This is a genomic window from Micromonospora antibiotica (assembly GCF_017599305.1).
GTDB lineage: Bacteria > Actinomycetota > Actinomycetes > Mycobacteriales > Micromonosporaceae > Micromonospora > Micromonospora antibiotica.
This window is the reverse complement of the sequence record NZ_JAGFWR010000003.1, coordinates 317,186-337,727: the sequence shown is the minus strand read 5'-3', so window position 1 is coordinate 337,727 and position 20,542 is coordinate 317,186. Positions and strand designations below refer to the sequence as shown.

The window sequence follows — 20,542 nt, the reverse complement described above, 5'->3', positions numbered from 1 at the left end:
CCGGATGTCTTCTCCATCGACTGAGATCACCGCCCCCGCCGTCGAGGAGCGCCTGCGCGCCGAACTGATCGACCTCGGCGTCGAGGAGGACGCGATCAGCGCCGACGCCAAGTTCGACGCGCTCGACATCGACTCGCTCGACGTGGCCGACCTGATGGCCATGGTCGTCAAGGAGTACGGGGTGGAGATCCCGCGCAGCGAACTCGCGGACGTCACCGTCGGTCAACTCGTCGAGCGGATCGTGGCGGGCGCGTCGCGTTGAGCTCGTTGCTGAGCCTGGACAAGCGCACCTACCTGGTCACCGGGGTCCTCAACAACGAGTCCATCGCCTGGCACGTGGCGGCGGCCCTGCAACGGGAGGGCTGCGAGGTCATCCTCACCTCGTACGGGCGGGTCGGCCGGATCACCCGACGGGTGGCCGAGCTGCTGCCGTCCCGCCCCGAGGTGCTCGAACTGGACGTGATGTCCGACGCGAGCGTCGACGAGCTGGCCGAGGCGATCGGCAGCCGCTGGGGGCAGCTCGACGGGGTGCTGCACAGCATCGCCGCCGCCCCACCGGACGCGTTGGGGGCCGGGTTCGTCACCGCCGCAGCCGGTGGGGTGCTCGACGGGTTCCGCGCGTCGGCGTACTCGTTCCAGCAGCTCACCACCGCGCTGTCGCCGCTGCTGAGCCAGGCCCCCGGCGGCGGTGCGGTGGTCGGGCTGACCGTCGACTCGACCCGGGCGCTGCCCGGATACGGGTGGATGGGGGTCTACAAGTCGGCGCTGGAGGCGGTCTGCCGCTACCTGGCGATGCACCTCGGCCCGACCGGGATCAGGGTCAACCTCGTCGCCGCCGGGCCGGTCGAGACCGTGTCGGCGCGCGGGGTGCGCACCTTCTCCGCCCTGGCCGACCAGTACGAGCGGTGGGCGCCGCTGGGCTGGGACCGCGCCGACCCGGCCCGGGTGGTCGGGGCGGTGCTGTTCCTGCTGTCGGACCTGTCCCGGTACACCACCGGGCAGGTGGTGCACGCCGACGGCGGCATGCACGCCGTCTTCGGCGGCGTCGCGGCCCCCGGACCGGCTGCGGCCCCCGGACCGGCTGCGGCCCCCGGACCGGCTGCGGCCCCGGGGCCAGCCCCGGCTCCGGCGGCACCGTCGCCACCAGACACCGCCGGCTGACACACACTGCGGGGAGGGACTGTGCGTCTCGTCATCAAAGGCACGGCCGAGCCACTCGTGGGGGAGTTCGACGTCCCGGCGTCGAAGTACCACGCGCACCGGGCGCTGATGCTCGCGTCGCTGGCCGACGGGACCAGTCGCATCCACGGCGCCTGCCACGCCGGTCACGTGCAGCACACCATCCGGGCGCTGCGTGACCTCGGCACGGCCGTCACCGTCGAGGACGACGCCTTCGTGGTGCGCGGCGGCCGGTACCGTCCGGTGCGGCCGGAGATCTCGGTCGGCAGCTCCGGCACCACGCTCTACTTCCTCACCGGGCTGGCCGCCCTGGCCGACACCCCGGTCGGCATCACCGGGCAGAAGTACTTCCGACGGCGGCCGATCCGCCCGCTGCTCGACGCCCTCGCCGGCATCGGTGTGGAGATCAGCTCGACCGGCGGACTGCTGCCGATCCGGGTTGCCGCCCGCCCGCCGACCGGGGGCCGGGTGCGGATCCCCGGCACCCTCTCCCAGTGGATCTCCAGCCTGCTGCTGGTCAGCCCGTTCGCCACCGGGCCCACCACGATCGAGGTGGTCGGTGAGTTCAACGAGCGGTCCTACGTCGACCTGACGGTCGCGATGATGCGCCAGTTCGGCCTGCACGTGCAGGTCAGTGGCGACGGCCGCCGGTACGACGTCGAGGCCGGCCAGCGGCCCACCCCGGCGGTGGTACGGCTGCCCCCGGACGTCGGCGCCGCCGCGTTCGGCCTGGCCGCGACCGCCCTGCACCCGTCCGACGTGCTGTTCCGGGGCCTGCCGGCGGTCCCCGCCGGGGAGCTGGACCATCCGGAGGCGCACCTGCTGGACAGCCTCACCACCATGGGCGTGCCGTTGACCCGTGACCCGGCGACCGGCTGGATCAGGGTGCGCCACGACGGGCTACGGCTGGCCCCGGTGCGGGTGGACTGCCGCGCGGTGCCCGACATGCTGCCGGTGCTCAGCGTCCTCGGCTCCCACGCGCACGGCACCACCGTGCTGGACAACGTGGCCCACGTACGGCTCAAGGAGTCCGACCGGGTGACGGCGATGCTGCAACTCAACCGGATGGGCGGTCGGCTGCGGCTCGACGGCGACCGGCTCGTCTGCGAGGGGGTCGGGCAGTTGCGGGAGGCCGACCTGTCCTCGTTCAACGACCACCGGGTGTTGATGGCGCTGGCGGTGGCCGCCTCCCGGGCCACCGGCGAGACCCGGCTGACCTACCCGAACGCCCACCGGATCTCCTTCCCGCAGTTCCTCGACCAGATGAACGCCGTCGGCCTCAACATGTCGGTCGACCGGGCCCGCGCCCGCCGCCTGCCCCGACCCGCCGCCGGCGAGCCGGCCGGTCGGTTACGCCCCGACCACCCGCGGCCGGCCCGCCCGTCCCCGGTGTCACCGGCCGGGACACCACCGGGTGTGACGCCGGCACCGACGCCGACGTCGTCGGTCGGGGTATCGGCACCGACCCCACCGGTGGTGACGCCGACGTCGTCGGTCGGGGTGTCGGCACGGGGGCGGTCGGTGGCGCTGCCGTCACCGTCGCGGTTGGCCGAGACACCCGTCGCCGAGCTGGTCCGTCGGCACGCCGGTGCGCGCCCCGACGCCGAGGCCGTGATCGAGGCGGCCTCGCCGGGGCGGCCCGGCACCACGCTGAGCTGGGGCGAGTTGGACCGCCGGGCCGACCAGGCGGCGTCGTTGCTGCGGGAGCTGGGGGTGGGCCCCGGCGAGGTGGTCGCCTGGCAGTTGCCGAACTGGACCGAGTTCGTGGTGCTCACGCTGGCCACCACCCGGATCGGCGCGGTCTGCTGCCCGCTGATGCCGTTCTTCCGGGAACGCGAGATGGGCCGGCTGCTGCGCCGCTCCCGGGCCCGGGTGCTGGTGGTCCCCGACCGGTTCCGGGGTCGCGCGCACCTCGCCGAGACCGCGGCGATGCTGGCCGGCCCGGACGCCCCGGGCGTGGCCCACGTCCTCGTCGTCGCCGGCCACACCACCCCGGACGGCCACACCACCGCCGATGGCACCGTCATCCCGGACAGCCATACCAGCCCCGACGGCACCGTCATCCCGGCCGGCACCGCCGCACCGGCCGACGCCGCCGGACTGCCGGCGGACACCACGGACCTGCGCTGGCAGTGGTTCGGCCCGGCGCTGGCCCGGCAGCGTCCCGACGGCGCGGCACCGGCCGCCCACCGGCCCGACCCGGCGGCGCTGGCCCAGCTGATGTTCACCTCCGGCACGTCCGGGGAGCCGAAGGGCGTGCTGCACCGCGTCGACACGCTGACCCGGGCCGCCGCGATGCAGGCCCGGCACCTCGGCCTGACCGCCGCCGACCGGTTGTTCATCCCGTCACCGCTGGCCCACCAGACCGGCTTCCTCTACGGCATGTGGCTGGGCTTCACCATCGGCGCACCCGTGGTGCTTCAACCGCTCTGGGACGGCCGGACCGCGCTGGAGACGCTGCACCACACCCGTTCCACCTTCGTCCAGGCGGCCACCCCCTTCCTCGCCGACCTCGTCGAGGCCGTGGAGACGGGCGGGCAGCCACCACCGGCGCTGCGGGTCTTCGTCGCCACCGGCGCGGCGGTGCCCCGCAACCTCGCCGAACACGCCACCCGGACCCTCGGCGCGGCGGTCTGCGGGGCCTGGGGCTCCACCGAATCGTGCCTCGGCACGCTCGGTGCGCCGACCGACGCGCCGGCACACGCCTGGGGCACCGACGGGCGGGCGCTGGAGGGGATCCGGATCAGGGTGACCGACGACGCCGGCACCGTCCTCGGCCCCGGCGTGGAGGGCAACTTCGAGGTCGCCGGGGACTGCCTGTTCGCCGGCTACCTCGACCGCCCCGACCTGACCGCGGCGGCGCTCACCCCGGACGGCTGGTACCGCAGCGGCGACCTGGCCACCATCGACGACGCCGGCTACCTGCGGATCACCGGCCGGGTGACCGACGTGGTCAACCGGGGCGGCGAGAAGATCCCGGTAGCGGAGGTGGAGCAACTGCTGCACACCCACCCCGCCGTGCGCGAGGTGGCGATCGTGGCGATGCCCGACCCCCGCCTCGGCGAACGGGCCTGTGCGTTCGTGGTGACCCGCGGGGCATTCGGCTTCGCCGAGATGCAGCGGTTCCTCGACGGCCACAAGGTCGCCAAACAGTACTGGCCCGAGCGGCTGGAGACCGTCACCGCGCTGCCCCGCAACGTGGTCGGCAAGGTGCAGAAGTTCGTGTTGCGTGACCAGATCAGCGCAACGATCGGCGAGGAGGCAGAGTGACCCAGGCCGATGGCACGTCGTTCGAGACGTTGGCCCGCGAGGTCGAGGCGTTCGTCCGGGGCCCCGGCGAGGCGTACGCGACGGTGATCGAACGCGACCGTAGTGTCCCCGCGCAGCTCTGGACCGACCTGCGTGACCGGGGCTACCTGCGCCTCGCCGCGCCGGTCGACTACGGCGGGGCCGGCCTGTCCTTCACCCAGTACCTGCACCTGCTCGAACTGTTCTCGATGTCGCACGCCTCGCTGCGGATGATCGTGCACGTGTCCAACGGGGTGTGGCGCTCCATCGACCAGTTCGCCTCCGACGAGCAACGCAAGAAGTTCGTGCTGCCGCAGGTCGCCGGGGACCTGCGGGTCGCGTTCACGCTCACCGAACCGACCGCCGGCACCGGGGCCGACCTGCGCGCCAGCGTGACCCGCGACGGCGACAGCTACCTGCTCAGCGGGGAGAAGCACCTCATCACCTTCGGGGTGAGCTGCGACTACTGGCTGCTGTTCGCCCGGTGCGCGGGCAGCACCGGCAAGGACGGCACGGTGGCGCTGATGGTGGACCGGAACGTCGAGGGCGTCCGGGTCCAACCGATGCCCGACACCATGGGTGTACGCGGCACCGACCACGCGCACCTGACCTTCGACCGGGCGCCCGTGCCGGTCGCCAACCGGCTCGGCGAGGAGGGCGACGGGTTGGCCGTCGCGCTCGGCGGCTTCCTCACCCCGAGCCGGATCGGCGTGGCGATGACCTGCGTGGGGCTGGCCCGTCGGGCGCAGGAGCTGGCCGTCGAGCACGCCGGCAACCGGGTCACCTTCGGCAAACCGCTGGCGGCCCGGCAGGCGGTCGCGTTCGCGCTCGCCGAGAACGCCGCCGACATCGAGGCCGCCCGGCAGCTCACCCTGCACGCCGCCCGCCGCTGGGAAGCGGGCCAGAGCGACGCCGGGGCGCTGTCCTCGATGGCCAAGCTGGTCGCGGTGGACATGCTGACCCGGGTCACCGACAAGGCGTTGCAGGCGCACGGCGGCATCGGCTACTGGGAGGGCAGCACCATCGAACGGGTCTACCGCGACGCCCGCGCGCAGCGCTTCGAGGAGGGCACCAACGAGATCCAGAAGACCGTGATCGCCCGGGAGATCCTGGCGGCCGGACGATGACCGGCTACCAGGGGCGTACCGCCCTGATCACCGGCAGCTCCCGGGGCATCGGTCGGGCGCTGGCGCTCACCCTGGCCCGGGGCGGCGCCTCGGTGGTGGTCAACTACAAGAAGAACGCCGAACTCGCCGAGCAGGTCCGCAAGGAGATCGAGCAGCTCGGGGGGCGGGCCGTCGCCGTCGCCGCCGACGTGGAGCAACCCGAGGAGATCGAACGGCTCTTCGCGGTGGTCGAGCGGGAGTTCGGCACCCTCGACTACTTCGTGTGCAACGCGGCGGCCAGCTCCTTCAAGAACATCATGGACCTCAAGCCGCACCACCTGGACCGGTCGTACGCGATGAACATGCGCTCGTTCGTGCTGGGCGCGCAGCAGGCGGTGCGGCTGATGCCCGACGGCGGCCGGATCGTCGCGCTGTCCAGCTACGGCAGCATCCGCGCCTACCCGACGTACGCGAACCTGGGTGCGGCCAAGGCCGCGATCGAGGCGTGGGTGCGGTACATGGCCGTGGAGTTCGCCGGCCGGGGCATCAACGTCAACGCGGTCAACGGCGGCATCATCGAGACCGAGTCGTCGGGCTACTTCTACGACGTGCCCGGCATGGCCCCGCTGTCGGGGGTGCTGCCGCTGATCCCCAAGCAGCGGATGGGCACCGCCCAGGAGGTCGCCGACGTGATCGCCTTCCTGCTCTCCCCGGCCGCCGAGTACGTCACCGGGCAGACCCTGGTGGTGGACGGCGGGCTGTCGATCGTCGCGCCGCCGTTCACCCGGGACCTGAGCGGTCCGCTGGCATGACGACCGGGCTGGAGCGGGTGTTGCGTCCCGGCCGCATCGGTCGGCTGGCGCTGCCGCACCGGATCGTGATGGGGGCGATGCACCTGGGTTGGGAGAACCGGGACGACGACGGTCGGGCGTTGGCGGCGTTCTATCTGGCCCGGGTCGCCGGGGGTGCCGGGCTGATGGTCACCGGGGGTGCTGCGGTCAGCGCCGCCGGTGCCGACGTGCCCGGCTTCGGGGTGCTCGACGACGCCGCCTTCCGGGACCGGCTGCGCCGGGTCGCCGGTGAGGTCGGCGCGGCCGGTGGCCTGCTCGCCCTCCAGCTGTTCCACGCCGGACGGTACGCCCGGCCGGCGGCCGACGGTCCCCGCCCGGTCGCCCCGTCGGCGGTGCCCAGCCCGATCTCCCGGCTCACCCCGGACGCGCTGCCCGCCGCCGGGGTCGCCCGGATCGTCGAGGACTTCGCCCGGGGCGCACACCATGCCCGGGACCTCGGCTTCAGCGCCGTGGAGATCATGGGCTCGGAGGGCTATCTGATCGACCAGTTCCTCTCCCCGTTGACCAACCGGCGCGACGACGAGTGGGGCGGCGATCCGCAGCGCCGGATGCGGTTCGGGGTGGCCGTGGTGCGGGCGGTCCGCGCCGCGGTGGGCGCCGACTTCCCGGTGGTGATGCGGATGACCGGCGACGACCTGCTGCCCGGCGGCACCGACCGGGACACGGTGGCGCAGTACGCGCGGGCGCTCGTCGCCGCCGGTGCCGACGCGTTGAACGTCGGCGTCGGCTGGCACGAGTCACCCGTCCCGACGGTGCAGGCGGTGGTGCCGCCGGGGCACTGGGTGCCGGTGGCGTCGGTGGTCAAGGCCGCCGTGGGCGGGCTGCCCGTACTGGCCAGCAACCGGATCAACCGGCTGACGCAGGCCGAGGCGATCCTGGCCGGCACCACACTGGACCTGGTGTCGATGGCCCGGCCGTTCCTGGCGGACCCGGCGCTGGTCGAGCGCAGCCGTGCGGGCCGCCCGGTGAACATCTGTGTGGCCTGCAACCAGGCATGCATAGACCGTTCGCTGGTCGGTGCGGTGGTGTCCTGCATGGTCAATCCGCTCGTCGGCCGGGAGGCCGACCCCGGGTCCGGTGCCGCGCCGGCCGGGACCGACCCGACGGCCTCGGCCGAACTGCCGGCCTCGACCGACCCGACCGGCTCGGCCGACCTGCCGATGCCGGCCGAGCCGGTGATCCACGTCGAGCCGGTGACCCGCGCCGGGCCGGTGGTGCGGGTCGGGGCGGTGGCCGGGTCCCGGGCGGTGGCGGTGGTCGGTGCGGGTCCCGCCGGGCTGCGCGCCGCCCACGACCTGGCCCTGGCCGGGCACCGGGTCACCGTCTACGAGGCGGACCGCGAACCCGGCGGGCAGTTCCGGCTGGCCTGCCGGGTGCCCGGCAAGGCCGACTACGCCGAGACGATCCGGTTCCTCACCGCCGAGCTGACCCGGCTGGGCGTGGTGCTGCACACCGGCCGGCCGGTCGCCGGGGCCGACGAGGACCTGCTGCGCCGCTACGACGGGGTGATCGTCGCCACCGGGGTGGTGCCGAGGCGGCCGGACCTGCCCGGCGGGGCCCTGCCGCACGTGCGCGACTACGGCACGGCCTTCACCGACGACGCGCTCGGCCGGCGGGTCGCCGTGATCGGCGGCGGTGGCATCGCCGTGGACCTGGCCCACCTGGCCAGCGAGCCGGGTGCCGGCCCGCCCCGGCAGGTCACCATCCTGCTGCGCGGTGACCGGCTCGCCCCCCGGATGGGACGCTCCACCCGGTGGGCGGTGCTCGCCGAGTTGCGCCGCCGGCAGGTGACGGTGGTGACGGGCGTCCGGGGCCTGCGTGTCGACCCCGACGCCGTGCACCTGGTCGACGGCACCGGCGCGGCCCGGTCCGTACCCGCCGACACGGTGGTGGTCGCCGCCGGCCAGCTGCCCGCCGACGCCCTGGTGCGGACGGTACGCCGGGTCGGGGTCTGGCACCGGGTGGTGGGCGGCGCCCGCGACACCGTCGGCTTGGACGCGGTCCGGGCGATCGCCGAGGGGCACGCCGCGGCGTTGGCGTTCCAGCGGGCCGCCCGCGGCACCGGTCGGGCCCTGCGGGTCGGGGAGCCGGCATGACCGCCGACGCGACGCACCCCGACACCGTGGCCGGGGTGCTGCGGCGGACCGCCGAGGACCGGTGGCGCATCGTCAGGTTGCTGCCCCGGGCGGGTGGCCCGGCGGTGTGTGCCGCCGTGGTGGTCAACCTGCTGCTCGCCGCCGCGCCCGTGCTGTTCGTCGTCGCGACGAGCCGGATGATCGGGTGGCTGCCGCAGGCGGTCCGCGATGGCGTCGACGCGCCGGCCTTCGGTCATCTGGTGACCGCGTTCGTGGTGGCGGCGGGCGCGCTCAGCGCCCAGCAGCTGCTGGCCCAGCTGCAGGTCGCCACGGGTCTGCTGGTGCAGCGGCGGATCGACGGGTGGGTGGCCGACGAGCTGATGACGGCGGCGTTGAGCAGCGTCAGCACGACCCCGCTGGAGGACCAGGCGCTGCTCGAACAGCTCACCGAGGCGTCCCGCGAGGTCGAGCACGGCATCCAGAGTCCGGGGGCGGCGGGTGCCGGGATGCTGGCCCTGCTCGCCCGCTACGGACAACTCCTCGGGTACGCGGTGATCGTCGGAGCGGCCTTCGCCTGGTCGGCGGGGCTGGGCCTGCTGGTGGCCGTGCTGGCGTTCCGGCACGGGCAACGCGGTGGCCTGCGCCGGTACGCGGCGATCTACGGTTCGGTGGTGGCCCGGATCCGCCGGCTGACCTACTTCCGGGGTGTGGCGATGGGCCGGCCGGCGGCCAAGGAGATCCGCATCTTCGGCCTGCTGCCGTGGTTGCGTGAGCAGTACCGGGAGGCGTACCTGGACTGGATGCGCCCGGTGTGGGCGCAGCGGCGACGGGTCTACCTCAAGCCCTACTTCCTCTACACGGCGGTCGGACTGACGGTGCTCGTCGCCGTGCTCGCCGCGCTGGGCCTGGCCGGTGGCGACGGGCAGGTCGGGCTGACCCGGCTGGCGCTGGTGATCCAGGCCGTGCTGGCGGCGGTCCAGCTCGGGGAGTTCTATCCCGAGGCCGACGTGCAGACCCAGTTCGGCATGAACGCCTACCGGGCGGTGGGCGAGTTCCGGGCCGGGATGCGCGACCGGACGGCCACCGGGGACGTGGCCGCCGGCCCCGCCGTCGAGCCTGCGTCGGGTCGGGCCGGCGACCGGCCGGCCGGCCCGGTGGACATCCGCTTCGAGGCGGTGTCGTTCCGTTACCCGCACCGCACCACACCGGTCTTCACCGACCTGGACCTCACCCTGCCGGCCGGGGCGTGCACCGCGATCGTCGGGCTCAACGGTGCCGGCAAGACCACCCTGGTCAAGCTGCTGTCCCGGCTGGCGCTGCCCGACGCGGGCCGGATCACCGTCGGCGCGACACCGGTCGACGACCTCCCGCCGGCACACTGGCGACGCCACCTGGCGGTCATCTTCCAGGACTTCCTGCGCTACGAGACCAGCGCCGCCGACAACATCGCGTTGGGTGCGATCGCCCACGCCGACGACCGGGAGGGCATCCGTGCCGCCGCCGACGCCGCCGGCATCCTCGACACCCTCGACGCGTTGCCGCTGGGGCTGGACACCCCGCTGACCGGTCAGCTCCGCGACGGGGTGGACCTGTCCGGCGGGCAGTGGCAGCGGGTGGCCATCGCGCGGGCGCTGTTCGCCGTCCGGCACGGCGCATCGGTGCTGGTCCTCGACGAGCCGACGGCGAGCCTGGACGTCCGGGCCGAGGCGCGGTTCTTCGACGAGATCATCGCCGCCACCACGGGGGTCACCACGGTGCTGATCTCGCACCGGTTCGCCACCGTACGCCGGGCGGACCACATCGTCGTGCTGGAGCAGGGGCGGGTGGTGGAGCAGGGTTCGCACGAGGAACTGCTCAGCCGGGGCGGCCGGTACGCCCGGCTGTTCAGCCTCCAGGCGCAGCGCTTCGCCGCCCACCCCGACCCCGTGACGTCCGACGCCACCGACGTCGACCCGCCAACCGCCGACCCGCCAACCGCCGACCCGCCAACCGCCGACCCGCCAACCGCCGACCCGCCAACCGCCGACCCGCCAACCGCCGACCCGCCAACCGCCGACCCGCCAACCGCCGGCCCGCCAACGGCCGGCCCGGTGGACGGTGGCGCGGTGGACGGCGATCTCGACGGTGGCCCGCTGGCTGCCGGTGGCGCAGCGGCGGACGTCGGGTCGCCGGGGAGCACCCGATGAGCCGCGGGCTGCTCTCCGCCGGGTGGTCGCTGTGGCGGACGTCGCTGCACCAGGACCGGCGCAAGGCGCTCACCGCGCTGGCCCTGGTCGTCGCCGGGGCGGTGGCGTGGCCCCTGGTGGCGGTGTTGCTGCGGGTGCTCTTCGATGCGGTCACCGCCGGCCGGCCGGTCACCGCGGGCGTCGCCGGCGTCGGCGTGGCGGTCCTGTTGATCGCCGGCCTGACCCTCGGCCACTTCGCCCACATCGCCTACTTCGAACTCGCCGAACTCGACGTCCTGCACGTGCACCAGCAGCTGATGGACGTCACCAACGGGTCGTCCGGGATGGCGCACGTCGAGCGGCCCGACTTCGCCGACAAGATCACCGTGTTGGAGCAGGACGTCCAACAGCTCCGGGTCGGTCTCCAGGCCGTACTCACCGGTGTCGGGCTGGCCGTGGCGATGACGCTGACGACGGTGGTGCTGGCCGTACTGCATCCGTTGCTGTTGCTGCTGCCGTTGGCCGCCGTGCCGCCGCTGCTGGCCGGGCGGCGGGCTGAGCGGATGGTGAACCGGGCCCGGGAGGGGGGTGCCGAATCCACCCGCCGCGCCCTCGGGCTGTTCCGGCTCAGCACCGATGCCGCCGCCGGCAAGGAGTTGCGGATCTTCGGCCTGACCGGCGAGGTGCGGCGGCGGCACCGCGGACACTGGCAGGACGCCACCCGACGGTTGTGGCGGGCCCAGCTGGTGGCGAGCCTGGTGCGGATGACCGGGCAGTTGGCGTTCACGGCCGGTTACATCGGGGCGGTCCTGGTGATCCTGCGCGACGCCGTCGCCGGCCGGCGCGGGGTGGGTGACGTCATCCTGGTCGTCACCATCGCGGCGCAGGTCAATCAGCAGGTCGCGGCGGCGGTCGGGGTGTTGCAGGACCTCCAGCGGCTGCGCAGCGTCTACCGTCGGCTCGACGAGGTGCACGACCTGGTGCGTACCGCCGACCGCCCCGCGCCGCCCGGTTACGCCGCCGCGCCCGGTCATCCCGCGTCGGTCGACCACCCCGTGTCGGTCGACCTGCCCACCCCGGTCGACGAACCGTCTCCGGTCGATCACCCGGGGTCGGTCGACGCGTGGTCGGTGGGCGGCGACCCGACGTCCGGCGGCGACACCGCCCGGGACACCGGGGGTGCGGGTCTGCCGCCGGCCCGGCTGCGGGAGGGCATCCGGCTGGCCGGGGTGACGCTGCGCTACCCCGGTGGGTCGCAGCCGGTGGTCACGGGCATCGACCTGCACCTGCCGGCGGGCGCCACCGTCGCCGTCGTCGGCGAGAACGGCGCCGGCAAGACCACAGTGGTCAAACTGCTCTGCGGCCTGCTGGCACCGACGTCCGGCCGGATTCTCGTCGACGGGGTCGAGCTGGGGGAGCTGTCGGTGCCGCGCTGGCGTGAGCGGATCGCCGCCGGTTTCCAGGACTTCGTCCGGTTCGAGCTGCCGGCCCGGCACACCGTCGGCGTCGGTGACCTGCCGCGCCGCGACGACGACCCGGCGGTACGGGCGGCGCTGGGCCGGGCCGGCGCCGAGGACCTGATCGGGCAGCTCGACGCCGGCCTGGACACCCCGCTCGGCCGTAGCCACACCGACGGTGCCGAGCTGTCCGGCGGGCAGTGGCAGAAACTCGCCCTCGGCCGGGCGTTCATGCGCGACGACCCACTGCTGGTCGTGCTGGACGAGCCGACCGCCGCGCTCGACGCGGAGGCCGAGCACGCGTTGTTCGCCCGCTACCGCGACCAGGCGCGCGAGGTGGCCGGCCGGACCGGCGCGGTCAGCGTGTTCGTGTCCCACCGGTTCTCCACCGTGCAACTGGCCGACGTGATCGTGGTGCTCGCCGACGGTGGCGTCGCCGAGGTCGGCAGCCACGCCGACCTGCTCGCCGCCGGCGGCCACTACGCCGAGATGTTCGAACTCCAGGCCAGGGCGTACCGGTGACCGGCCCCCATCGATTCCGGAGGACAAGGCAGTGACCAGCGCGACGCGTACCGACGAGTTCGACCCCTTCTCGCCCGAGTCCATGGACGACCCGTACCCCGCCTACGCCGAGCTGCTGCGCGCCGAGGAGCCGCTCTACCTGGCACAGCGCGACATGTGGCTGGTGATCCGCTACGAGCACGTCCGGTTGGCGGCGAAGAACCACGCCGCACTGTCCTCGGCCGACGGGATCGCCTACCACCGTTCGACGTTGCCGGTGCTCTTCGGGCTCGACCAGCCGGACCACACCCGGCTGCGGGCCCTGATCCGGCACGACTTCTCCCCACGCGGGGTGCAGTTCTGGCGGCCGTTCATCGAGCAGGTCTGCGGCGAGCTGCTCGACGAGGCCGTGGCCACCGGCGACATCGACCTCGTCCAGCAGGCGATCATCCTGCAACCGGTGAAGGTCATCACCACCATCGTCGGGGTGCCCGACGACAACCTCGCCAAGCTCAAGCTCACCGCCGGCGTGCTGGAGAGCTTCATCCCCAACGCCAAGGTCGGCGAGGACGCTCCCGACGATCCGACCGAGAACGCGTTGCGGTTGCAGGCGGCCAAGGCCGCCCTGTCGTCGGTCGCCGGACTCTCCGGGTACCTGGGCAACCTGCTCACCCGACGGCGCGACGAGCCGGCCCGCGACGACGTGGTGTCGAAGCTGTTCACCGCCGCGGCCTCCGGCGGGGTGACCGAGAACGAGATCCTCTGGCTGTGCCTCAGTCTGCTGGTCGGCGGGCAGGAGACGATGACCCACTTTTTGGGCAACATGCTCGACGCGCTGCTCAACCACCCCGACCAGTTCCGGCTGGTGCGCGAGCGGCCGGAGCTGATCGGGCCGACGATCGAGGAGACCGCCCGGTTCTACCCACCGGTGCAGAACGTCTTCCGTACCGCCACCACCGACGTGGTGGTCGGCAACACCACCATCCCGCAGGGGGCCCGGGTGGAGCTGTCGTTCGCCGCCGGCAACCGGGACCCGCGCAAGTTCCCCGACCCCGACGACTACCGGATCGACCGGGTGACCGACGGCCACCTCGGTTTCGGTGCGGGCATCCACACCTGCGTCGGCGCGCATCTCGCCCGCCTGCAGGCCACCACGTTCCTGCGGATGCTCATCGAACGCACCGACGACATCGCGCTCATCGGTGAGCTGGTCAAGGTCAAGAGTCCGGCGTTCCGGGGGCTCGACCACCTGCCGCTGCGGTTGACCCCGCGCTCGTCCGGTCCGTACGCGTCGGTGGGGCGGGCGTAGTGGGCACCGACGACCGTGCGCAGGGGGACCGGGTGCGTGACACGACCACCGGCGTCGCCACGATCAGCGTGCCGTTCGCCACGGGCGAGTACGCCACCGCGCCGCTGACCTGGGCGCAGAGCGTGATGTGGGGGCCGATGCAGTGGTTCGGCAAGGAGGCGAACCAGTTCAACATCGGCCGGTCCCTGGTGCCGCCCACACCGGTCGCGCCGGCCCGGCTGCACGCCACCCTGCGGGCCCTGGTCGAGGCGCACCAGACCCTGCGTACCCGGTACGTCGAGCGGGGCGACCAGCCGCAGCAGCAGGTGGCCGCAGCCGGGGCGTACGACGTCGTGGTGGTCGACGACCACGGCGACCCGGCCCGGGTCGGCGACGAACTCGTCGCCGACCTGACCGCGACGGCGTTCGACCACGAGGCCGAATGGCCGCTGCGGGTCGGCTGTGCCCGGGACCGGACCGACCGGATCAGCGCGGTCGCGCTCGTCGGCTCCCACCTGGCGTTCGACGGGTGGGCCTTCAACACCCTCACCGCGCTGCTGCTCGCCCGACTCGCCGACCCGCCAGCACCGCCGGCACCGGCGACCGGCAGCGGGGCGCAGCCGTTGGCGCAGGCCGCCCACCAGCAGTCGGCGGCCGGCCGGCAGCAGAGCCGGCTGGGGCTGCGACACTGGGAGCAGGGCCTGTCGACCGCACCGGCCTCGATGTTCGACCTGCCCCGCGCGGCGACCGGCGATCAGCCCATCGAACGGCACCTGCTGGATTCCACCGCCGTCACCGCGGCGGCGACGGCGCTGGCCGCCCGGACCCGTACCTCGTTCTCGACGGTGCTGCTGTGCCTGACCACGCTGGTCCTGACCGCCTACAACGGGCACCGCACCGCCGTGTTCAAGTTGATCGCCGGCAACCGCCTGGACCGCGACAGCCGCGACCTGATCGCCCTGAACACGTTGGACGCCCTGCTGGTGCACCCGGTCGACGGGGACGGCGACCTGCTCACCGCGATCCGGCAACTGCACCGGCCGGCGTTCGAGGCGTACCGGCGGGCCCCGTGCGACCCGGCGGGGGTGCGGACGGTGGTCGACGAGGTGGGCCGGCGGCGTGGCCTGACGTTCGACCTGTCGGCCTATTTCAACAACGGGCACCGGGGCAGCGACTGGGCGACGGCCGACCCGGACCCGGGGCCGGACCGCCTCACCGAGCTGCGCCGGGGCTCCCGTTACTCGCGGCTGGAGCCGCTGTCCAAGAGCGACATGCGGTTCTACGTCGCGGCCAGCAACCAGGGGGACGGCCGGTGCCGGCTCGGACTGCTGGTCGACACGGCCTTCTTCCCCGGAGGGCTCGGCGAGACCGTCATCCGGGGCATCGAGACCCTGCTCTGCGCGGCGGTCACCGGTGTGGTCCGGGTCGCCGAGATCGCCGACCGGATCGGCCTGACCCCGGCCCGGCGGGGTCCCGACTGGGTGTCCACCCCGGCCGGCTGGGTCCGCCCGCAGGCGGTGGCGGAGCTGGTCGGCGAGGTGGCCGGGACGACGGCCTTCGCCGAACCGGCGGCCGACGGCGGAATCACCGCCTACGTGTCCGGTCCGGGTTCGCCCACGGAACTGCACCGGCGGGTCCTCGACGCGCTGGCGGGCCGCCCGGGGCTCGTCGCGCCGACCGGGTACGTGATCTGCGGGTCGACGCCGCCCCCCGGTGCGGGGCCCGACGCGTGGCGTGCCCTGCCCGTGCTCGCCCGGGGCTCGGGGCGTGATGTGTAGGGCGTGGCGGCCCGGGGGTCGGCCCGACCGGGGTGGCCGTCCGGGTGCGCCGGGCGGTGCGGTGGACGGCTGCCGGACGTCGATGGTGACTGATAGTGTTCTATCGGTCGTTCGGTGGCGGGAGAGCGGAGCCGGAGCGGGATGCTGGGGGGCGACGGCGAGATGGTGACCGACGACGTCGTGATCACCGGCATCGGTGCCGTCACGCCACTGGGTCTCGACCGGGACAGCACCTGGCAGGGCCTGCTGGCCGGCAAGTCCGGCGTCGGCCCGGTCACCGCGTTCGACGCCGCCGCGTTGCCCACCCGGATCGCCGCCGAGGTGCGCGGCTTCGAGCCGGCCGAGCACTTCTCCGGCAAGCAGCTGCGACGGATGGCCCGGTTCAGCCAGTTCGCGGTGGTCGCCACCCGCGAGGCGGTCGCCGACGCCGGGCTCACCGTCGACGCCGACAACGCCGCCCGGGTCGGTGTGGTCGTCAACGCCGCCGTCGCCGGCTTCGACACCGTCGAGGCGACGGTACGCGGGCTGCTCGCCCCCGACCCGACCGCGCCCCTGTCGCACTTCGTGCCGTCCTCGTTGACCAACATGCCGGCCTGTGAGGTGGCCATCGAGGTGGGCGCGCACGGGCCGGTCAACGCCAGCGCGCTGGCCTGTGCCAGTGGCGCGTACGCGCTGCTCGACGCCCGCCGGCTGATCCTGGCCGGGGAGGCCGACGTGGTCATCTGCGGTGGCACCGACGCGGCGATCACCCCGGCCATGTTCGCGGGTCTGGTCAGCATGGGGGCGATGTCCCAGCGCAACGACGACCCGACCGGCGCGAGCCGGCCCTTCTCCGCCGACCGGGACGGTTTCGTCTTCGGTGAGGGCGCGGTGATCCTGGTGCTGGAGTCCGCCGCGCACGCCCGCCGCCGGGGTGCCACCCCGTATGCGACGGTCGCCGGTGGCGCGCTGACCAGCGACGCGTTCCACGTCAGCGCTCCCCGCCCCGGCGGGGTGTACGCCGCCGAGGCGATCCGGCAGGCGCTCGACCGGTCCGGGGTGCGCCCCGACCAGGTCGACTACGTCTGCGCCCACGGCACCTCGACGAAGGCCAACGACCTGACCGAGACGGTGGCGATCCGGGCGGCCCTCGGCGCGGCGGCCGACCGGGTCGCGGTCAGCGCCCCGAAGTCGATGCTCGGTCACCTGATCGGCGCGGCGGGCGCCCTCGGCGCGATGGTGTGTGCGCTGGCGATCCGCGAGGGCATCGTCCCGCCGACGGTCAACCTGCACCAGCCCGATCCGGAGTGCGACCTGGACTACGTGCCCCACCAGGCCCGGGAGACGCCGGTGCGGGCGGCCCTCACCAACGCGTTCGGCTTCGGTGGGCAGAACTGCGTCGTCGTGTTCACCGAAACCCCGTCGCGAGGAGAGCCCGGATGACCGCGCAGTTCCCGTTGGTCCCCACCGACCACCCCACTCCGCCGCAGACCCGGGAGGAGATCCTCGCCGACCCGGGGTTCGGCCGGTACTTCACCGACCACATGGCGACCGCCGTGTGGTCGCCGGACGCCGGCTGGCACGACCACCGGGTGGGTGCGCTGGAGCCGTTCACCATGCATCCCGGCGCGGCGGTCCTGCACTACGCGCAGGAGATCCTCGAAGGGCTCAAGGCGTTCCGGCACGCCGACGGCAGCGTCTGGCTGTTCCGCCCGGAGCTCAACGCCCGCCGGTTCGCCGCGTCCGCCCGCCGGATGGTCCTGCCGGAGCTGGACGAGGAGACCTTCGTCGAGAGCGTGGCCGCGCTGGTCCGCGCCGACGAGGCGTGGGTCCCGCCGTACGGCGGTGAGCAGAGCCTCTACCTGCGCCCGTTCATGTTCGCCTCGGAGGCGTTCCTCGGGGTGCGTCCCGCCCAGCAGGTCACCTACTGCGTGCTGGCGTGCCCGGCGGGGTCGTACTTCCCCAACGGGGTCACCGGCGTCACGCTCTGGGTCAGCACCACCTACAGCCGGGCGTCGATCGGTGGCACCGGCGCGGCGAAGTGCGGCGGCAACTACGCGGCCAGCCTCGCCCCGCAGCGGGAGGCCCTCGGTCACGGCTGCGAGCAGGTGCTCTACCTGGGTGGTGAGGGGCGGCGCAGCATCGACGAGTCGGGCACCATGAACGTCTTCTTCGTCACCCGCGACCACCAGCTGCTCACCCCCGGGCTGGGCACCATCCTCGACGGGGTGACCCGGGACAGCGTGCTGACCCTCGCCGCCGAGCACGGGCTGGAGCCGGTGCAGCGCACCATCGACCTGGACGAGATGCGGGCCGGGTTCGCCGACGGGTCGATGACGGAGGCGTTCGCCGCCGGTACGGCAGCGGTGATCACCCCGATCATCGGGCTCAAGAGCGACGACTTCGCCCTCACCATCGGCGACGGGGCACCGGGCAAGTACACCCAGCAGTTCCGGGAGCGGCTGCTCGACATCCAGTCCGGCCGGGCTGCCGACACCCACGGCTGGATGCGTCGGGTGCTGTAGTGCCCACCCCGATCGCGGTCGTCGGGATGGCGGTCCGTGCGCCCGGCGGGGTGTCGAGCCTCGACGCGTACTGGTCGGCGATCCTGGCCGGCCGGGACCTCACCGGCGAGCTGCCCGACGACCGCCGGGCCGGGTTCGGCACGCAGTGGGACGGGATGGTCACCCGGGGCGGCTACTGCGACTCCGTGTTCGACTTCGACGCGAAGTTCTTCGGCATCTCGCCCCGGGAGGCCCGGGTCCTCGACCCGCAGCACCGGCTGCTGCTGGAGGTGGTGTGGGAGGCGTTCGAGGACGCCGCGATCCCGGTCGCCACCGTCGCCGGGGGCACCGGGGTCTTCGTCGGGGTGACCGGCCGGGACTACCGGCAGTGGCTGACGGGTGACCCCAACTCGTACTGGACGATCGGCAACGGGCACAGCTTCACCGCCGGGCGGGTCGCGTACACCCTGGGGTTGCGGGGTCCGGTGTTCGCGCTGGACACGGCCTGTTCGTCGTCGCTGGTGGCGGTGCACACGGCGGCGCGGGCGCTGGCGGCGGGTGACTGTGACGCGGCGGTCGCGGGCGGGGTCAACCTGATCCTCGCACCGAGCACCACCCGGTCGGTGGCGCAGACCGGCGCGTTGTCGCCGGACGGCCGGTCGCGCCCGTTCGACGCCGACGCCAACGGGTTCGTCCGGGGCGAGGGCTGCGCGATGCTGGTGTTGAAGCGGCTGGCCGACGCGCAGCGCGACGGCGACCGGGTGCTCGCGGTGCTGCGCGGCACCGGCATCAACCACGACGGCCGGACGGCGACGTTCACCACGCCGAACGTGTCCGCCCAGTCGGGGCTGATCGACACGGTGCTGGCCGCCGCCGGGATCACCCCGTCGGAGGTCGGTTACCACGAGGCGCACGGCACCGGGACCCCGCTGGGTGACCCGGCAGAGATGTCGGCGATCACGGCGGCGCTCGGTCGTGCCGACGGCCCGCCGCTGTACGTGGGTTCGGTGAAGGGCAACATCGGGCACACCGAGTCCGCCGCCGGGGTGCTCGGGCTGGTGAAGGCGGTGCTCTGCCTCCAGCGTCGGACGATCGCCCCGCAGGCGAACTTCCGCACCCTCAACCCCCGCATCGACCTCACCGGCACCGGCATCGAGATCCCGGTCGCCCCGGTCGCCTGGGACGGCGGGTTCGGGGCCTGCGCGTCGACCAGCTCGTACGGGATGAGCGGCACGAACGCCTTCGCGGTGCTGTCGCCGGCCCCGCCGGTGCCGTCGACCGCGCCGTCGTCGGTGGACGGGTTCCCGGTGTCGGCGGCCACCGGGCCGGCGCTGAGTGAGGTGGCCCGCCGCTATGCCGACCGGTTGGCCGCACTGCCGGCGGCGGACTATCCGGCGTTCGCCGGCACCGCCGCCGGGGGGCGGACCCGGCTGGCGCACGCCGTGTGGGTGCGGGCGTCCGGGCCGGTGGAGGCGGTGGCGGCGCTGACGGCGGTGGCGGCCGGCACCGCCCATCCGGATGTGCGGGTGCTCGGCGCGGACGATCCGGTGCCGATGCCGAAGGGCCGGGCGGTGACCGCGCTGCCGACCTACCCCTGGCAGCGGCGCACCCACGTGGTGGACCGCCCGGACTGAGCCGCCCGGTGACCCGGACGGGGCTGTCGACGTGTGGGCGGACCGGTGCCCCCGCCGTGGGCCGGATCCACCGGCGGCCCGTCCGGACGGTGTACGCGCCGGTGTCCCGGCCGGGGCAGGGGTGGACGGGTCAGCCGCCGGCCCGGACGGCGTGCTCGGCGCGCAGGGCCGCCCGGGTGGCCCGGGACGGCAGGGCGAAGTGCAGGGTGGAGGCGGCGACCAGGACGCCCCGGCGGTCGTTGGCGCGGGCGTCGACCACCGCCGACCGGCTGGCCAGTTTGATCACCTCGGCGGTGACCCGCAGCTCGCCGGGCTCGGCGGGTTCGAGGAAGCTGATGCTGCTGTGCGCCAGGACCATCGCGGGTGTCGGGCCGATCAGCACGGTGACCGCGACGAAGCCGGTGAGGTCCATCGCCCAGAACGTGGCCGGCCCGGAGATGGTGCCGTCGAGGCGGAGTTCGAGGCAGTCGGGGCCGGTCACCGAGACGACCCGCCCGTCGTCGACCGACTCCAGGTGCAGGCGCTCGGCCCCGGAGATGACCTCGGCGAGCCAGGCCCGCGCTTCATCGACCGACATCACCGCTCGGCTAGCCATGGACGCCACTATAGGCGATGACCGGGTAGCGCTCCGTCCCCGGACGGTCACCCTGACGTGGCGGGTTGCCCACCCGGACGGCCCCGTCCGTCCGGCCCGACGGCCCACCGGCCCGGCAGGCCGGCCACCGTGGACGACACCC

Annotated in this window: 14 protein-coding genes; 13 read left to right on the top strand and 1 reads right to left on the bottom strand. The window is 74.0% G+C overall.

What is annotated here, in order from left to right:
- Nucleotides 1-4: 4 nt before the first annotated feature.
- From JQN83_RS09675 to JQN83_RS09615, 13 genes are all read left to right on the top strand, one after another.
- Entirely contained in the window at nucleotides 5-262 is a 258-nt protein-coding gene (locus JQN83_RS09675) for an acyl carrier protein (protein ID WP_208566720.1), read from the top strand.
- Nucleotides 259-1,161: an SDR family oxidoreductase gene (locus JQN83_RS09670; RefSeq protein ID WP_244252074.1), complete on the top strand. Its 903-nt coding sequence runs from the start codon at nucleotides 259-261 to the stop codon at nucleotides 1,159-1,161. Before JQN83_RS09675 ends, JQN83_RS09670 begins: the two co-directional genes overlap by 4 nt.
- A 21-nt stretch (nucleotides 1,162-1,182) precedes the next feature.
- Entirely contained in the window at nucleotides 1,183-4,449 is a 3,267-nt protein-coding gene (aroA, locus tag JQN83_RS09665; RefSeq protein WP_208566719.1) for a 3-phosphoshikimate 1-carboxyvinyltransferase, read from the top strand.
- The gene (locus JQN83_RS09660) at nucleotides 4,446-5,594 is read left to right on the top strand and encodes an acyl-CoA dehydrogenase family protein (RefSeq protein ID WP_208566718.1); all 1,149 of its coding nucleotides are present in this window, start codon (nucleotides 4,446-4,448) and stop codon (nucleotides 5,592-5,594) included. The genes aroA and JQN83_RS09660 overlap by 4 nt, the downstream gene beginning before the upstream one ends.
- The gene (locus tag JQN83_RS09655) at nucleotides 5,591-6,385 is read left to right on the top strand and encodes an SDR family oxidoreductase (RefSeq protein WP_208566717.1); all 795 of its coding nucleotides are present in this window, start codon (nucleotides 5,591-5,593) and stop codon (nucleotides 6,383-6,385) included. Before JQN83_RS09660 ends, JQN83_RS09655 begins: the two co-directional genes overlap by 4 nt.
- Nucleotides 6,382-8,520, top strand: a complete 2,139-nt coding sequence (locus JQN83_RS09650) for an FAD-dependent oxidoreductase (RefSeq protein ID WP_208566716.1) — start codon at nucleotides 6,382-6,384, stop codon at nucleotides 8,518-8,520. The genes JQN83_RS09655 and JQN83_RS09650 overlap by 4 nt, the downstream gene beginning before the upstream one ends.
- Nucleotides 8,517-10,685, top strand: a complete 2,169-nt coding sequence (locus tag JQN83_RS09645; protein ID WP_208566715.1) for an ABC transporter ATP-binding protein — start codon at nucleotides 8,517-8,519, stop codon at nucleotides 10,683-10,685. Before JQN83_RS09650 ends, JQN83_RS09645 begins: the two co-directional genes overlap by 4 nt.
- Nucleotides 10,682-12,643 carry an ABC transporter ATP-binding protein gene (locus tag JQN83_RS09640; protein WP_244252073.1) on the top strand — a complete coding sequence of 654 codons (1,962 nt, stop codon included), beginning with the start codon at nucleotides 10,682-10,684 and terminating at the stop codon, nucleotides 12,641-12,643. The genes JQN83_RS09645 and JQN83_RS09640 overlap by 4 nt, the downstream gene beginning before the upstream one ends.
- Before the next feature lie 31 nt (nucleotides 12,644-12,674).
- Nucleotides 12,675-13,931 (top strand): cytochrome P450, encoded by a 1,257-nt coding sequence (locus JQN83_RS09635; RefSeq protein WP_208566714.1) that lies wholly within the window; start codon nucleotides 12,675-12,677, stop codon nucleotides 13,929-13,931.
- A gap of 32 nt (nucleotides 13,932-13,963) precedes the next feature.
- Nucleotides 13,964-15,688, top strand: a complete 1,725-nt coding sequence (locus tag JQN83_RS09630; RefSeq protein WP_208566713.1) for a condensation domain-containing protein — start codon at nucleotides 13,964-13,966, stop codon at nucleotides 15,686-15,688.
- A gap of 141 nt (nucleotides 15,689-15,829) precedes the next feature.
- Nucleotides 15,830-17,110, top strand: coding sequence for a beta-ketoacyl-ACP synthase II (fabF, locus tag JQN83_RS09625; RefSeq protein WP_244252072.1), 1,281 nt, complete (start codon nucleotides 15,830-15,832; stop codon nucleotides 17,108-17,110).
- Nucleotides 17,107-18,192, top strand: a complete 1,086-nt coding sequence (locus JQN83_RS09620) for a branched-chain amino acid aminotransferase (RefSeq protein ID WP_208566712.1) — start codon at nucleotides 17,107-17,109, stop codon at nucleotides 18,190-18,192. The genes fabF and JQN83_RS09620 overlap by 4 nt, the downstream gene beginning before the upstream one ends.
- A complete protein-coding gene (locus JQN83_RS09615) occupies nucleotides 18,192-19,805 on the top strand; it encodes a beta-ketoacyl synthase N-terminal-like domain-containing protein (RefSeq protein WP_307799129.1) in 1,614 nt (537 codons plus the stop codon). Before JQN83_RS09620 ends, JQN83_RS09615 begins: the two co-directional genes overlap by 1 nt.
- 130 nt (nucleotides 19,806-19,935) lie before the next feature.
- On the opposite strand, the gene JQN83_RS09610 is transcribed toward JQN83_RS09615, so the two are convergent.
- Nucleotides 19,936-20,400 (bottom strand): PaaI family thioesterase, encoded by a 465-nt coding sequence (locus tag JQN83_RS09610; protein WP_208566711.1) that lies wholly within the window; start codon nucleotides 20,398-20,400, stop codon nucleotides 19,936-19,938.
- Between the last annotated feature and the right edge of the window lie 142 nt (nucleotides 20,401-20,542).